The following is a 15544-nucleotide window of genomic DNA, read 5'->3' on the forward strand; positions in this document are numbered from 1 at the left end:
GTTCAGGGCCACCATGGCGACGAGCGCCACCAGCCCCGCCGCGCCCCATCCCAATAAGGTCGAAGGCCGCTGACGGTGCGAAAAAAGACTCAACAAAGAATGTTTACCCGGCATTCAAATGATTGTAAGAAGGACCGCAAGGGGTTTCTTCTGCTGGTTGACCATTTCACTGTGCCTGTAAAGTCCGTGATTAGTTAACGATTAGACACAGTATGCCCCCGGCGGTCTCCAGGCAAAGGGGCTGACTTACCCAAGGATCATCACGCGATATCCCCGGACAAGGAAATCATGCGCTTAACCTGGACATTCATGCTCACCCTGGGCGCCCTGGTCATGACGACCGTGGCGACCTTGGGCTGGGGCTGGAGCGGGCTCGGACTGGCCATGGCTGGGTGGGCCTCCGCCGGCATCGGCTATCTGGCACGCCAGCGTCAGGAGCCCGCCGCCGACCAGCCGGGCACGACACGCCCGCCCGAAGCGGCTTCGGACGCGGAATTGGCCGCGCAAGTGTCGCCTCAAGACAACGGAGAAACGCAACGTTGGCTGGCCCTGAGCCAGAACATCGTCGAAGCCGCCCACGGCGCCAATTCCCTGGCCCAGGCGCTGCAGCGCGTCGGCCAGGCCTTGCACCTGCACATGGGCTCTCGGGCCTGGGTCTGCCTGCGGGTGGATGGCTGGAATGGCGAATCGGCCCTGCTGCGCCCCTGGGTCAACGCCGATGGCGAAGCCGGCGACATCATCGACATCACGGCCATCGCCACCACCCACCGCGACGAACGCCCGCTGGGCCACGCACTGAGCACGCTGCGGCCCAGTTCCGCCCAAGGTAAAGACGAGTTGTCGCCCTTGTCCTCGTGCCCCTGGCGTTCGCCCCACACCCGCAAGGTGCTGGCGGTGCCCGTCTCGGTCGAAGGCTGGCCGCTGGCCTTGCTGGAGTTCGACGACCCCCAACAGGACTGTGTCGAGCTGTCGCACGTGCTCGACATCGCCGCCATCCAGCTGGGTTTCGTGGCCCAGCGCGACGCCAACCTGGCCCACATGGCCACCAGCGCCGAACACCTGGGCCGGCTGGCCCTGGTCGCCTCGCGCATCAGCAGCGGCGTCGCCATCACCGACCGCCACGGCACCATCGAATGGATCAACAGCGCCTTCGTCGCCCTGACCGGCTGGCCGGAGGACAAGGTGCTGGGCCGCAAGCTGGGCGATCTGCTCGAACAAGAAGTCAGCGCGCCCACCACCGTGCGCGAACTGGAAGATCACCTGGCCCGAGGCGTGCCTTTCCGCCTGTCTTACGAAGCAGCGCGCCAGGGCGGGCAGCTCATCACCCGCTACTGGGGCGAGATCGACGCCATCCAGATGCTGGACGAGACCGGTGGCCGCAGCCAGTACGTCTGCCTGTTCAACGACATCACCAAGCGCAAGGCCCAAGAGCACGTGCGCGAGCAGGAGCGCGAGTTCCTGGAGGCGCTGCTGGGCAACCTGCCCGTCAGCCTCTTCGTGCTCGACCCGGTCAACCTCAACGTGGTGGCCATCAACCGCTACACCGAGATCGAGTTCAAGCTGCAGCGTGACCAGGTGGTCGGCAAGTCCATCACGCAGGCGCTGGGCGAATCGGTGCTGCAATTGACCGAAGGGCCCATGCAGCAGGCGCTGGAAACTGGCCAGACCATCGAGCACGATTTCCAGTGGCAGAACGCCTCGCAGCAGCGCATCGTCAATGCGCGGCATTTCGCATTGCGGCACAGCAATGGGCGCCCTCGCTTGCTGATTTCACTGGTGCGCGACATCACCGCCTCGCGCCAAGCCCAGGCCGACTTAGAAGAGTCTGAGCGCCGTTTCCGCGAGTTGGTCGAATCGATGGACGATTGCGTCTACGTGGCGAGCGAACACCGTGCCGGTTACCTCTACCTCAGCCACCGCACGCAGGATCTGTGGGGCGTCTCGGCCGAGGACGTCCAGGCCCACCCGGATCGCCTGACATCGCTGGTGGTGCCTGAAGACCAGCACCTGCTCACCGCCCAGGAAGTGCTGGAGAAGCAGGACCAGCCCACCGACGCCCTGCTGCGCCTGCAACACCCCGAGAAAGGCCTGCGCTGGTTGCGCCACCGCACCCGCGCCCGCCGACTGCCCGATGGGCAATCGCGCATCTATGGCCTGGTCTCCGACGTGACCGACGAGCACGGGCAGGCGCTGGAGTTGCAACGCGCCCGCGACATGGCCGAGGCCGCCAGCCAGGCCAAGAGCCAGTTCATGGCCAACATGAGCCACGAAATCCGCACGCCCATGAATGGCATCCTGGGCATGACCGAGCTGCTGCTGGGCACCCCGCTGAACGACAAGCAACGCCGTTTCGCCCAGGCCGTTTACCGCTCCGGCGAAAGCCTGCTGGAAATCATCAACGACATCCTGGACTTCGCCAAGATCGAGGCCGGCCGCCTTGAACTGGCCACCTGCGACTTCGTGCTGCGCACCTTGGTCGAAGACACGCTGGAATTGATGGCGCCCCGCGCCCACGAAAAAGGCCTGGAACTCAGCTTCCGCGAACAGCCCGGCCTGCCCTCGGTCATCCATGGCGATCCACTGCGCCTGCGCCAGATCCTGACCAACCTGGTGGCCAACGCCATCAAGTTCACCGAACACGGCGAGATCGTGGTCGACATCCGGCGCGCCATCGGCGGCTCGGTCGAACTGCCCAAGCCTGGCAGCCTGGAGACCATGCAGCTCGAATTCATGGTGCGCGACACCGGCATCGGCATCCCGTCCGAGGTGGTGCCCCGCCTGTTCAGCGCCTTCGTGCAGGCCAACGGCGGCATGGCGCGACGCTACGGCGGCACGGGCCTGGGCCTGGCGATTTCCAAGCAACTGGTCGAACTGATGGGTGGCCAGATCGAGGTGCACAGCGCACCCGGCGTGGGCTCCGAATTCCTGTTCCGCGTGCCCGTGTGCATCGGCACCACCCAGGCCGACATGGCCATGCTGGAAGAGCCCGACATGCCCTCTTTCAACGTGCTGGTGGTCGACGACAACGACACCAACCGCACCGTGATCGAGAACATGCTGACCGCCTGGGGCATGCACGTGGTGCAAGCCATCGACGGTCGCGAAGCCCTGAACGTGCTCATGGCCCATCCCACGCAGGACGCCCCCTTCGACCTGGCCCTGGTCGACATGAACATGCCCAACCTGGACGGCATGGGCCTGGCCGAAGCCGTCCGCACCAGCGGCCGCTACCCGGCCCTGAAGATGATCCTGCTGTCCTCCGTGTCTTCGCCCGACGACGTGCGACGCGCCCAGGACGTGGGCTTCCAGCGCTTCGTGGCCAAGCCCCTGCGCAAAGCCGAATTGCGCCAGGCCATCCTCGGGATCTCGGCCGAGCGCGGTGACGTGGCCCAGGAAGCCCGCCGGATCAACAAGGCCGTGCTGGTCATCGAGGACAACACCGTCAACCAGGAAGTTTGCTCGCAGATGCTCAAGCGCCTGGGTTGCGAGGTGCGCGTGGCCAGCTCCGCCCTGGAAGGCCTGCGCCGCCTGGGTGAACAGCGCTTCGACCTGATCCTGATGGACATCCAGATGCCTGGCATGGACGGGGTCGAGGCCCTGGGCTGGTTCCGCCGAGGCTCCAATAACCGTTTCTCGTTCATCACACCGTCGGACACGCCCGTGATCGCCGTCACAGCCAACGCCCTGGAAGGCGACGAAGAACGCTTCCTGGGCCTGGGATTCGACGACTACCTGTCCAAGCCTTTCCGCCAGAGCCAGTTGCACAAGATGCTGGTCGAGCACACCCACATCGATCCCGATGACCTGCCCGACGCCCCCATCACCGTGCCCACGCCGCTGGATGACGAGTCACGGGAAAAACCCAAGGACATGCCCGGGGAAATCCCACACGGCGTCACGGACGAATCGCAAAGCGCGGGCTGGTCGGACGTGCTGGACCGGCAGGCCCTGCAGCGTTTGCAGGACCTGGACCCCAAGGGCGAGAACAAATTGATCGAGCGAGTGTCAAAAGCTTTTGAAAATTCTGTCGGGCGGATGCTGCCGCAACTCGAAGATGCCATCAAAGTCGGCGATCATGCAGGGATTGCACATGTGGCGCACACTCTCAAGTCATCGTCTGCAAGCATTGGCGCGCTCAAGTTGTCACAGATGTGTGCCGAAATCGAATCCATGATCAGGCGTCCAACAGGTGAAGATCTGACTACTCGCATCAATGCCATACGGCCCGAGGTGGAACGGGTGACGGCCAGCTTGCGCCTCTTGATGGAGGCCCAGCCGTGAACCTGCTCGCCCCCGTGGGAACCGATGAGTCGCAAGAGCAGCCCAAGGTGCTGCTGGTGGATGACGACGAAGTCAACCTGCTGTTGACGTCCATCGCCCTGCGCGAGCGCGGTTTCTCGATCACGGAGGCCAGCTCCGGCGAACAGGCCCTGCAGATCATCAGTGAATGGTTGCCCGACGTGGTCGTGCTCGACGCCGTCATGCCCGGCCTGGATGGGTTTTCAACCTGCCAGGAACTGCGCCACCTGCCCGGCTACGAATCCGTGCCCGTGCTGATGCTGACCGGCCTGGACGACGAAGCATCCATCACCCGCGCCTACGAAGTCGGCGCCACCGACTTTTTCGTCAAATGCACGCAATGGAGCCTGCTGGCCGGGCGATTGCGCTACCTGCTGCGCGCATCACGCACCCGCCACGAACTGGAACGCAGCAAGGCCACGTTGGCCCGCGCCCAAGACCTGGCCCGCATGGGCAGCTTCGACTGGCGCCAGGGCGCCACCGACCTGGTCTTTTCGATGGAGGGCATGCGCGTGTTCGGCCTGGGGGGCCGCGACCGCCTGGGCCTCAAGCGCATCCTGCGCATGATCCCGGATGAAGAACGCCAGGGTTTCCAGCGCATCCTGCGCGAGGTGCTCGACCATGGCACCGTGCTGTGCAACGACATCCAGGTCAACCTGCACGACGGCCGGCAGCGCATCCTGCACATCGAAGCCGAGCCCGAATTCAACGAAGTCGCCGCGCTGATCGGCTACACCGGCATCGTCCAGGACGTGACCGACCGCCGCGTGGCCGAAGACAAGATCAAGCACCTGGCCAACTTCGACACGCTCACCGGCCTGCCCAACCGCCGCCAGATTTTCTGGCGCAGCGAACGCGCCATCGAGCATGCCAAGCGTCTGAACCACTGCGTGGCCATCCTGCAGATCGGCGTCGACCGCTTCAAGATCATCAACGAGAACCTGGGCCACCATGCTGGCGACGAACTCCTGATCGAGGTCTCGCGGCGCCTGCGCTCGTGCGTGAAGCATTCCGAGCAGGTCATGGAAGGCAACATGGACATCACCGGCATGCGCGGGCACCGCACGCTGGAAGCCGTGGGTCGCCTGGGCGCCGATGAATTCGTGGTGCTGCTGCCCGAGATCGCCAACGTGGCCGAGGCTCTGGACACGGCCAACCGCATCCTGCAGGCCTTGCGTGACCCCATGATGGCCGCCGGCCAGGAATGCTTCATCACCGCCAGCATCGGCATCGCCCTGTTCCCCTCGCATGGCCTGACCGTGGCCGACCTGCTGCGCAATGCCGACGTGGCCATGGACCTGGCCAAGAGCCAGGGTCGCAACACGGCCCTGGTCTATGACCCGCACCTGGCCAGCAAGGGCCGCGTGCGCCTGGACCTGGACACCGCCCTGCACAAGGCGCTGGAGCGCGACGAGCTGGTGTTGTACTACCAGCCCAAGATCGACGTCCGCACCAGCAAGATGGTGGGCGCCGAAGCGCTGATGCGCTGGATGCGCGACGGCAAGATCATCCCGCCGATTGAATTCATCCCCTTGGCGGAAGCCACCGGCCTGATCAACGTGATGAGCCTGTGGGCCATCACCCAGGCCGCGCGCCAGGCCAAGATCTGGCAAAAGCAATTCGGTTTCGACGCGTCCATCGCCGTCAACCTGCCCAGCCGCCTGTTCGAGCTACCCGACCTGGTCGACAAGATCCAGGCCATCCTGACGCAGGAAGGCGTGCCGCCGCATTTCCTCGAACTCGAGATCACCGAAACCGGTTTGATGAAAGACCTCCAAGGCGTCGTGCCCTCGCTGCACCGCCTGAACCAGATGGGCATCGAGATCTCGATCGACGACTTCGGCACCGGTTATTCGTCCTTGGCCTACCTGACCACGCTGCCGATCAGCGAACTCAAGATCGACCGTTCGTTCGTGCACGACCTGGGCACCACGCCACAAAGCTCGGCCGTGGTCTCGGCCATCATTGCGCTGGCCCGTGCCTTGGGCCTGAAGGTGATCGCGGAAGGCGTCGAAGAAGTCTCGCAGATGGAAGTGCTTTACAACTTGGGCTGCCACATCTGCCAAGGCTATCTGTTTGCCCGGCCCATGCCGGCGGCGGATGTCGAAACCTGGCTGGCCAGCACCACGACGGATCAAAGCCTGCCCCGCGTGGCGCTGCTCAGCGGCGACATCGGCGGATCGGCGATCGTCAGCACACCAATCTAGTCAGTCAGCGAAGGATCGATCATGGGCAGTTCATCGGGCAGTGGCGCCACGGCGCAGCAGACCCCCGCGCAACTGGCCAAAGCCGCGCTGCGCCACCTGGCCGAGCAAAGGCTGGAACCCACGCCAGAGAATTTCCGCAAGGCCTATGAGGCCGAATCGGGCGTGAGCAGCAGCCCCGCATCGGCACCGCTTGAAGCCGCGGCAACCACCGGCGAAGCCGCCTTGTCGCCCTCGGCCGACGGCGAGCGCTGGTCGCAGTTGATCGGCCGCATCGTGCGCGGCGCGGAGCGCGGTGGCCGCCAGTGGACCTCCGGCCGCAAGAAAGACAGCCTGCAGCGCGTGCTGGAAGGCAGCAAGAACTCCGCCAACCGGCTGCACCAGCGCCTGAGCCAATTGGTGAGCGGCTGGGACAGCGACACCCTCGACGACAGCCTGCTCGAAGTGGTCGATGCCCCCGACACCGCCAAACCGGAGGCCGACCAGCCCAGCCCGGTCCGGACAAGCGCTCCTGCGGCCACGCCATTGGCATCGAACGAGACCCTGGCCACCATCGGCCCGGCCGCCACGCCAAACCACGGTTGGCCGCCACTGGCCGACCACGCCGTGAGCCAGCTCCAAGGCACCCTGTCCACCGCCTTGCCCGACAGCCTGAGCCAAGCCCTGGAGGCCCGAACCGAGCTGCAGCAGGCGCTCGACCAAGGGCGCCAGCCCGGCTTGCCACCCGCCGCCTTGGATGCCGCTCATCAACAGATCACCCAGGCTTGCGACCAGGCTCGGCGCATCATCGAGCACCGCTACCACCTGGTCGAACAACTCAACGAGCTCTGCCACACCTTGACTGACAGCCTGGTCGAACTGGCCGAGGACGATTCCTGGGTGCAGGGCCAGTGCCAGGCCATGCAGTTCCAGCTGGAAGAAGGCTTGAACAGCCGCGGCGTCAAGCACATGCAGGATCTGCTGGCCAGCACCCGCCAGCGCCAGAAACAGCTCAAGCTGGAGCGCGATTCGGCGCGCCAATCGCTCAAGCAGTTCATCCACCAGATGCTGGAGGAAATCGCCGCCTTGGGCAGCACCACCGACCGCTTCCAGCAAAGCCTGGGCCGCTACGCCGAGACCATCGGCCAGGCCGATTCGCTGGAAAGCCTGGCTGGCGTCGTGCGTGACATGGTCGAAGAGAGCCGAGCCGTCCATGGACTGGTCAACCAGGCGCAGACCCGCATGCAGGCCGAGCACGAACGCGCCACCGAACTGACCGACCGCGTGCGCTCACTGGAAGACGAGATCCGCAAGCTGTCCGACGAAGTCTCGACCGACCCGCTCACGCAGATCGCCAACCGGCGCGGCATGGCCAAGGCCTTCGAGGTTGAACGTGCGCGCCTGCAACGCAGCGGTGGCGTGCTGGCCATCGGTCTGCTCGACGTCGACAACTTCAAGAAGCTCAATGACACCCTGGGGCACCACACCGGCGACCTGGCCCTGCAGTTCCTGTCGCGCCGCGTAGGCGAATGCCTGCGCCCCAGCGATTCCCTGGCGCGCTATGGCGGCGAAGAGTTCGTGGTGCTGCTGCCCGACACGCCCGTGGACGAAGCCCAGCAAGTGCTGACCCGCCTCCAACGCACTTTGAGCGCCGAGTTCTTCACCCAGGACGAGAAGAAGGTGTTCATCACCTTCTCGGCCGGTGTCACGCAATACCGCGCCGACGAGGCCATCGAAGCGGCCCTGGACCGCGCCGACGTGGCCCTCTACGAAGCCAAACAGACCGGCAAGAACCGAACCTGCGTGGGTTGACTAAGTAACGCTCACTTGGTGCGCAGCAACTGCCGCAGCGCGCCTGGCAACAGGTCCGGCAGATCGTCCGCGATCAAGCCCGGGCCGAAGGCCTGAGCCGCTTCGCCATGCAACCACACGGCGGCGGACGCCGCCTTCAACGCGTCCATGCCTTGCGCCAGCAGGCCCGTGATCACCCCAGCCAGCACATCGCCCGCCCCCGCCGTCGCCAAGGTCGGAGGGGCGTTGGTGTTGACCAAGGCGAGCCCTTCCGGCGAAGCAATCACCGTGTCCGCCCCCTTGAGCACCACGACCGCCCCACTGTGCCGAGCCGCCCACCGGGCACGGCTCAACTTGTCGGGGGATGGCAGGGCCCTGGCGGTGGGGAACAGGCGCGAGAACTCGCCCTCATGGGGCGTCAGCACCACCGGGCGACGCACCGCCTTGATGGCGGTGAACAAGGCCTCGGGGTCACCCTCGAAGGCGGTCAAGGCATCGGCGTCCAGCACCACGGGACGGCCACTGCCCAGGGCCACCTCCACCAGAGAACGCACACCCCTGGCCAATCCGCCCGCCGCGCCCGGCCCGACCAACACGGCGCTGATGCGCGCGTCGTGCAAGGTTTCGCGCATGCTGGCCGACAAGGCCACCGCGTCTTGGCCGGCCAGCGGCCGAACCATGATGCTGCTCAAGGCCGCAGCGTACACCGCCCAAGCGGACTCGGGCACGGCCACGGTGGTCAAGCCCGCGCCCACACGGGCCGCCGCACGTGCCGACAGGCGGGATGCGCCCGTCATCACGCCACCACCGTAAACCAAGGCATGCCCACGCTGGTACTTGTGCTGGTCGACCGCCGATGACGGCCAATCAGCACGCCAATGCTCAGGGGTGTTTTCGAACGCCTCGGCTTGGATAAACTCGCCCAGGTCTGCCCGGAGCCCGATGTCGGCCACCACCACCTCGCCGCACAAGGCCCGCCCCGGCATCAGCACATGGGCCGGCTTCTTCCGAAAGAAGGTCACCGTGAGCAGCGCTTTGGCGGCCCCTGTGTCGATGCCCGTGTCGCCAAAGACGCCGCTGGGCACGTCCACGGCCACCAAGGGCAATCCGGCCACGTGCACGGCGTGCAAAGTCCGCGCAGCCACCTCGCTCAAGGGGCGGCTCAGCCCCGCGCCGAACAGGGCATCGACCACCAGGCCCGCCCCCATCAGCGCGTCGGGATGAACCGGCACGCAAGAGGCTGCGTCCCAATGCCTGGCCTGAAGCGCAGCATCCCCTTGGAAGGCGGACAAGTCGGCCAGCAAGGCCACGCGCACCGGCCACCCTTCCTCGGTCAGGCACCGCGCGGTCACCAGGCCATCACCGCCATTGTTGCCAGGCCCGCACAGCACCACCACTGGTCGCGCGGTCCAACGGGCCATGATGGCCTCGGCGACAGCCCGACCAGCGCGGTCCATCAAGACATGGCCAGGCGTACCGCTCTCCATCGTCACCTGGTCTGCCCGCGTCATCTCGGCCACCGTCAGCAGCGCCGTACGTTCCATGCTCATCCTTGTCAGTCGATGCGCTGAGTCTGCCTTACATCCAGTTACTTGGCACGATAACCCGCGCAGCTTTTCACACCCTTGGCGCAAACATGCGCGCGCCCGGCTTGCCCCCCTTGCACATGAGGCTTGTTTTGGTCCACACTGCAGTGGCGGGTCGACGATGGGATCTCCATCAACCTGCGGGGCACACCGGGTAACGGTGGCTTGAATGGGTGCAGTGCTTGCGCAAGTCGCAAGCTGGCAGGGTGGATCTGCCAGCATCACGCCGTCGGTGAGGCGGCTCCCCTGATCATCTGGGGGACAGGATTGGCCAGGACCCACCCCGGCCGGTAAGACGACCCGATCGCGGTCATCGACCCAAGAGCCCGGCGTTTTTCAACGGCCGGGCTTTTGCTTTTGGGCCCAATGCCCTCGACAATCCCTGCTTTGCCCAGTTGTCCCCGAAAGCGCCTTGCATGACCTCCCCGCTTGATCAGTTTTTCAGCCTGCTGCAAACGCATCTGAACCAGAACACCCTCGTCAAGATCGTGCTGGGCAACCACGTGGGGCCGGTCGATGACCTGGTGCGCGTGCTCGTGCGCCCCGTCACCATCAAGGGACAGGCATGCCTGTCCTTCGTGCACCGCCACAAAACCAGGGACATCATCAAGAACCTGCCGGCGGCTGAGGGCGTGAGCGTGCTGCAAAGCATGGTGGGACAGGACTTCCGGAATGCCCATTTGTTGACTCCGACGGAAGACATCCAGCTGGCCTTCAGCAAGAAGGGCAAAGCCACCCTGCGTTTCGGCAAGGCCGAGCATCAGGAACCCGCCAGCCAGGAACACAACCGCCAGAAAGAACGCCTGCTGGCCCTGGACCGTCCCTTCCTGACCGCCCTGGGCGTGACCGATGCCAAGCAGGCGCTGATCCCGGCCATGTCGCGCAAATGGAAGCAGATCAACAAGTTCATCGAGGTGTTCGGCCGGGCCCTGAGCACATCCCAACTGGCCAGCAGCCCGGACATCCATGTGGTGGACTTCGGTTCGGGCAAGGGCTACCTGACCTTCGCCATCCACGACTACCTGCAGAGCAGCCTGGGCCTGAACGCGCAGGTCACTGGCGTCGACCTCAAGCAGGACATGGTGGAACTGGGCAACACCGCCGCCACCAAGCTGGGCCTGGCCGGCCTGCGCTTCGACCACGGTGATGTGCGCAACTACCAGGCAGGCACGGTCAATGTGATGATCGCGCTGCACGCCTGCGACATCGCCACCGATTACGCCATCCACATGGGCATCCGAACCGGGGCCGACATCATCATGTGCTCACCGTGCTGCCACAAGCAGATTCGGCCGCAATTGCTCAGCCCACATCCATTGCGGCCCATCTTGCAGCACGGCGTGCACCTGGGTCAGGAAGCGGAAATGTTGACGGATGGCCTGCGGGCCATGTTGCTGGAAGCCTGTGGCTACGACACCCAGGTCTTTGAATTCATCTCGTTGGAGCACACCAACAAGAACAAGATGATCCTGGCGATCAAGCGGGCTTCGGACGCGCCGGACAAGGCGGTTGAAACGCTGACGCAGATTCAGGACATCAAAAACTTCTACCAAATCCAGGACCACTGCCTGGAAAGCCTGCTGAAGGCTGAGGGCTTGCTGAACGCGGCATGACCGGCGCTGGGCAAGACCCTCAGGCCATGTTGTCAGTCAAGCTCATTCGTGCGCGGCCTTCTTGGCAAGTGCTGCGCCACCCCTCAAACCGAGCGCCGTGCAAACCGCCACCACGGCCACGGTGGCCACGATGCCGAGCCACTGAGGTGCACCAGCCGACGCCAGGGGCGTTTCGACCAGGCCCACACCCACGGGCAAACCCACCAGGAAGCCAGCGATGACGCCGAGCTTCTCGTAACCCAAGGCCTTGCGGTCGGCTTCGGATTCCGTGACGGGCACTTGGCCGTCGTCGTAATTCAGACTTTGTTGCGCCATGATTCACCCCATTTGTTGCAATGCAGCAATGCTAACTGAATATGGTCCGTTATAGATGTAAACCCTTAGTAACAGTGCGTGGATGGGCGGAAACCACCTCAAATCAGGGGGTAAGTCGTTGTTTTCCGGACGTGAAGCGGTCACGCGGCCTGGCTGCGCTGGGTGGCCATCCAGCGGTGCAGATTCACCTTGCGGCCGCTTTGCAAGTCGCTCGCCTCCACGATCTTGCTGATTTTCAGGGTGGATTCGCGGCCCAGAGCATCGCACCACACGGTCAGGCGGCGCATGTCGGGGTGCAGGGCAATGACCCGCACGGTGGAGCGTTGCAGCACACCGTTGTCGTCGATGTACATCACCTTCCAGTAGAAGGGACCCGGATCACGGGGCACAGGCGACGGCGCACCGGGTTTGAAAAAAGCGCGGCCCAGACCGTCCATGAAGGCAAACATGCCTGTCGTCACACTGGGGTTGGAATTGATCAGCCTCATCACGCTCTCCTGCTCATGCCTTGGGTAGTGCAGGAATCGTAGCCAGGGACAGGTGGCTTGGCACCCCCACAAAGTGTGAGTGGCTGCGAAGTTAGGGGGGCCGAAAGGGGGAGGAACGCTCAGTCGCGGATGCCGAGACTTCGCCAACTGGCGACTTCCCGTTCAGCGGCATCTTCCGGGACCATGTGGGACGAGTCACACCAGATGTCGGCCGCCAATTGCTCGGCCTCGTCGGGGCTCAAGCTGGGGCGGAACGCCCGAAGCTCGATCGAACAGCGGTCAATCCAGGCATCACGGTCGTCGTCATTGCTCATGCTGGTACATCTTCCGAACAGTCGCGAAGTGCTCGTGGCCAGTCTAGCCTGAAGGTGGCGGCTTCTGTCAACAGAAACGGAATTGATAACCGCCGCTTGACGCACAATCCTGGCGCATGGCGCTGTCCCGCCCGACAGCCCTTCAAGGAGACCGAAGTGGATTGGAGTAAAGAGCTGGCCGCCAGCCTGATCTGGCTGGTCCAGGCATTCGCCCTCACGAGCGTGGGTTTCATCGCGGTGGGTTTCATCGTCACGCGCAGCACCCGATGGGGACGGCAGTTTCTGCGCCTGGGCTGGCCTTACCTCACGCCACGCCGCAGCTGGAAGCCCACGCTGACGCTGGCCTTCATCCTGTTCCTGGCGATGTTCTCGGTGCGCATGAACGTGCTGTTCTCGCTTTGGTACAACGGCTTCTACAGCGCGCTGCAAGAGCTGAACCAGACCGCCTTCTGGTTCTTCCTGGGCGTGTTCGGGGTGCTCGGCACCGTGCATGTGCTCCGGGCGCTGCTCACGGCTTACGTCAGCCAGGTCTTCGACATCGGCTGGCGGACCTGGTTGAACGACCGCCTGACCAAGGACTGGCTGGAGGGCGATGCCTACTACCGTGACCACTTCCTGAAAGAGCCCGTCGACAACCCCGACCAGCGCATCCAGCTGGACATCGCGACCTTCGTCACCTCGTCGCGCACCTTGTCCATCGGCACCGCCGATGCCGTGGTGTCGCTGGTGACCTTCACCGGCATGCTGTGGGGACTGTCGGGCGCCCTGGCCGTCATGGGCATCGAAGTGCCCCGGGCGATGGTGTTCCTGGTCTACGTCTACGTGCTCATCGCCACCGCGATCGCCTTCAAGCTGGGCCGGCCCTTGATCGGCCTGAACTTCATGGCCGAGCGCTTGAACGCCAACTTCCGCTACGCCCTGATGCGCCTGCGCGAGAACGCCGAGAACATCGCGTTCTACCAGGGTGAGCACGTGGAGCGCACGACACTGATGAACCGCTTCGAGGCCGTGATCGCCAATGTCTGGGCCCTGCTGTTCCGGGGCTTGAAGTTCGATGGTTTCAACCTCGCGATCAACCAACTGGCAGTGGTGTTTCCTTTCATCCTGCAGGCGCCACGTTTTTTCAGCGGCGCCATCAAGCTGGGTGACGTCATGCAAACCTCGCAGGCCTTTGGCCAGGTGCAAGATGCCCTGTCCTTCTTCCGCATGTCTTACGACGGCTTCGCGCAATACCGTGCGGCCCTCGACCGCCTCACCGGTTTCATGGATGCCAATGCACAGGCTCGGGCCCTGCCCAGCATCCAGCTCAAGCCACACGATGACGCCCTGGTGATCGAGAACGTGGTGGTGACGCGGCCCGATGGCCAGGCGCTGGCACGCGGCATCGACCTCACCTTGAAGCCAGGGCAGACCATGCTGATCAAGGGGGCCTCGGGCAGCGGCAAGACGACCTTGCTGCGCACGCTGGCGGGACTGTGGCCGCACGCGCAAGGCGCGGTGTCCCGCCCGATGGACACCTCGGCACTGTTCCTGTCGCAACGACCTTACCTGCCGCTGGGCAACCTGCGCAGCGCCCTGAGCTACCCCTCGCTGGTGCTGGACGACGCCGCCATCCACACGGCTTTGGTGAAGGTGCAGTTGGGCCACCTGCAAGACCGTTTGGACATGCCGGCCGACTGGTCCAACATCCTGTCGCTGGGCGAGCAGCAGCGCCTGGCGTTTGCGCGGGTCCTGCTGAACCGGCCGCGCATCGCTTTCCTGGACGAAGCGACCTCCGCGATGGACGAAGGACTGGAACACGCCATGTACGAACTGCTGCGCCACGAGTTGCCGCACTGCATGCTGGTGAGCGTGGGGCACCGCAGCACACTGGATGGTTTCCACTCGCACAAGCTGGTCCTGCAGCCTGGGGGCCAATGGACTTTCGGCATGGCATGACATGGTCGGCGGTGTAGGATCACGGCCAATCCCTCGACCGAACTTTCCTCGCCACCATGTCCATCCAAGACCGCCTCAACGAACTGGGAATCACGCTGCCTCCGGTGGCCGTGCCCGCCGCGTCCTACCTGCCTTTCGCGCGCACGGGCAAGCTCGTGTTCCTGTCGGGTCACATCGCCAAGAAAGATGGCCAGGTCTGGGTCGGCCAATTGGGCAAGACCATGACCACCGCCGAGGGCCAGCAGGCCGCGCGCGCCGTGGCCATCGACCTGCTGGGCACCTTGCAGGTGGCCGCGGGCGGGCTCGACCAGGTCGTGCGCATCGTCAAGGTCATGAGCCTGGTCAACAGCAGCCCTGACTTCACGGAACACCACCTGGTCACCAACGGCTGCTCGGAGCTGATCGCCCAAGTCTTCGGCGAACCCGGCCGGCATGCCCGCAGCGCTTTCGGCGTGGCGCAGATCCCGCTGGGCGCCTGCGTCGAGATCGAACTCATCGCCGAAGTGGCCTGACCCATGAACGCACGCACACGCCGTCCTCCAGCCCCCGTCCGGCAAGTGCTGGCCCTGGTGGCCCTGGCCTGCCTGTCGGCCGTGGGCTTCGCCCTGTTCGCCCAATACAAGCTGGACATGCAGCCCTGCCCTTGGTGCATCCTGCAACGCGTGCTCTTCCTGTTGATCGCCCTCCTGGCGGGCCTGGGTGCGCTCATCGGTGGGCGCGTGGTCACCGTGCTGACCGCCTTGTTGATCGTGCCTGCGGCCGCCTCGGGCGTGGCATCGGCCTGGTACCAGCATTTCGTGGCCGCCAAGACCGCGTCCTGCAATTTGACCTTGGCCGACCGCATCGTGTCCAGCATCCACCTTGACACGGCCTTGCCCGCGGCTTTCGAAGTGCGGGCCTCGTGCGCCGATGCCGCATCGACATTGGTCGGCGTGCCCTTCGAGTTCTGGAGCCTGGCGCTCTTCGTGCTGCTGGCCCTGGCGGGCCTGTGGTCCGCATGGCGCGCGCGCGGCTGAC

The 15544-nt window shown here is 64.7% G+C and carries 11 protein-coding genes; 7 read left to right on the forward strand and 4 right to left on the reverse strand.

Annotation, left to right across the window (positions count from 1 at the left end; genetic code table 11):
* Positions 1-288: 288 nt before the first annotated feature.
* From ACREB4_RS09415 to ACREB4_RS09425, 3 genes are read left to right on the forward strand one after another with little or no spacing between them, the layout of a single operon-like run.
* Positions 289-4281, forward strand: coding sequence for a response regulator (locus tag ACREB4_RS09415; RefSeq protein WP_431587955.1), 3993 nt, complete (start codon positions 289-291; stop codon positions 4279-4281).
* Positions 4278-6506, forward strand: a complete 2229-nt coding sequence (locus tag ACREB4_RS09420; RefSeq protein ID WP_431587956.1) for a putative bifunctional diguanylate cyclase/phosphodiesterase — start codon at positions 4278-4280, stop codon at positions 6504-6506. Before ACREB4_RS09415 ends, ACREB4_RS09420 begins: the two co-directional genes overlap by 4 nt.
* A 21-nt stretch (positions 6507-6527) precedes the next feature.
* A complete protein-coding gene (locus ACREB4_RS09425) occupies positions 6528-8294 on the forward strand; it encodes a diguanylate cyclase domain-containing protein (protein ID WP_431587957.1) in 1767 nt (588 codons plus the stop codon).
* 11 nt (positions 8295-8305) lie between these two features.
* On the opposite strand, the gene ACREB4_RS09430 is transcribed toward ACREB4_RS09425, so the two are convergent.
* A complete protein-coding gene (locus ACREB4_RS09430) occupies positions 8306-9817 on the reverse strand; it encodes an NAD(P)H-hydrate dehydratase (RefSeq protein WP_431587958.1) in 1512 nt (503 codons plus the stop codon).
* 458 nt (positions 9818-10275) lie between these two features.
* Here ACREB4_RS09430 and ACREB4_RS09435 point away from each other — a divergent pair, with 458 nt between their 5' ends.
* Positions 10276-11472 carry a class I SAM-dependent methyltransferase gene (locus tag ACREB4_RS09435; RefSeq protein WP_431587959.1) on the forward strand — a complete coding sequence of 399 codons (1197 nt, stop codon included), beginning with the start codon at positions 10276-10278 and terminating at the stop codon, positions 11470-11472.
* Positions 11473-11514: 42 nt separating this feature from the next.
* On the opposite strand, the gene ACREB4_RS09440 is transcribed toward ACREB4_RS09435, so the two are convergent.
* The 3 genes from ACREB4_RS09440 to ACREB4_RS09450 form a co-directional block, all read right to left on the reverse strand.
* Positions 11515-11787 carry a hypothetical protein gene (locus ACREB4_RS09440; protein WP_431587960.1) on the reverse strand — a complete coding sequence of 91 codons (273 nt, stop codon included), beginning with the start codon at positions 11785-11787 and terminating at the stop codon, positions 11515-11517.
* Between the two features lie 140 nt (positions 11788-11927).
* Positions 11928-12275, reverse strand: coding sequence for a hypothetical protein (locus tag ACREB4_RS09445; RefSeq protein WP_431587961.1), 348 nt, complete (start codon positions 12273-12275; stop codon positions 11928-11930).
* A 119-nt stretch (positions 12276-12394) separates the two neighbouring features.
* Complete coding sequence (locus ACREB4_RS09450) at positions 12395-12589, reverse strand: hypothetical protein (RefSeq protein ID WP_431587962.1); 195 nt, start codon at positions 12587-12589, stop codon at positions 12395-12397.
* 156 nt (positions 12590-12745) lie between these two features.
* Here ACREB4_RS09450 and ACREB4_RS09455 point away from each other — a divergent pair, with 156 nt between their 5' ends.
* The 3 genes from ACREB4_RS09455 to ACREB4_RS09465 are packed head-to-tail and all read left to right on the forward strand — an operon-like array spanning position 12746 to position 15543.
* Entirely contained in the window at positions 12746-14527 is a 1782-nt protein-coding gene (locus tag ACREB4_RS09455; protein ID WP_431587963.1) for an ABC transporter ATP-binding protein/permease, read from the forward strand.
* A 56-nt stretch (positions 14528-14583) separates the two neighbouring features.
* On the forward strand, positions 14584-15039 hold the full coding sequence (locus ACREB4_RS09460) for a RidA family protein (protein ID WP_431587964.1): 456 nt from the start codon (positions 14584-14586) through the stop codon (positions 15037-15039).
* 3 nt (positions 15040-15042) lie between these two features.
* The gene (locus tag ACREB4_RS09465; protein WP_431587965.1) at positions 15043-15543 is read left to right on the forward strand and encodes a disulfide bond formation protein B; all 501 of its coding nucleotides are present in this window, start codon (positions 15043-15045) and stop codon (positions 15541-15543) included.
* Position 15544: the final 1 nt, after the last annotated feature.

This window comes from Aquabacterium sp., from assembly GCF_050725395.1.
GTDB lineage: Bacteria > Pseudomonadota > Gammaproteobacteria > Burkholderiales > Burkholderiaceae_C > Aquabacterium.

What these genes read in the sequence shown, in the direction of transcription:
- ACREB4_RS09415 (WP_431587955.1), top strand. Translation starts at nt 289, where the DNA reads ATGCGCTTAACCTGGACATTCATGCTCACCCTGGGCGCCCTGGTCATG.
- ACREB4_RS09425 (WP_431587957.1), top strand. Translation starts at nt 6,528, where the DNA reads ATGGGCAGTTCATCGGGCAGTGGCGCCACGGCGCAGCAGACCCCCGCG.
- ACREB4_RS09430 (WP_431587958.1), bottom strand. Translation starts at nt 9,817, where the DNA reads ATGGAACGTACGGCGCTGCTGACGGTGGCCGAGATGACGCGGGCAGAC.
- ACREB4_RS09435 (WP_431587959.1), top strand. Translation starts at nt 10,276, where the DNA reads ATGACCTCCCCGCTTGATCAGTTTTTCAGCCTGCTGCAAACGCATCTG.
- ACREB4_RS09440 (WP_431587960.1), bottom strand. Translation starts at nt 11,787, where the DNA reads ATGGCGCAACAAAGTCTGAATTACGACGACGGCCAAGTGCCCGTCACG.
- ACREB4_RS09445 (WP_431587961.1), bottom strand. Translation starts at nt 12,275, where the DNA reads ATGAGGCTGATCAATTCCAACCCCAGTGTGACGACAGGCATGTTTGCC.
- ACREB4_RS09450 (WP_431587962.1), bottom strand. Translation starts at nt 12,589, where the DNA reads ATGAGCAATGACGACGACCGTGATGCCTGGATTGACCGCTGTTCGATC.
- ACREB4_RS09460 (WP_431587964.1), top strand. Translation starts at nt 14,584, where the DNA reads ATGTCCATCCAAGACCGCCTCAACGAACTGGGAATCACGCTGCCTCCG.
- ACREB4_RS09465 (WP_431587965.1), top strand. Translation starts at nt 15,043, where the DNA reads ATGAACGCACGCACACGCCGTCCTCCAGCCCCCGTCCGGCAAGTGCTG.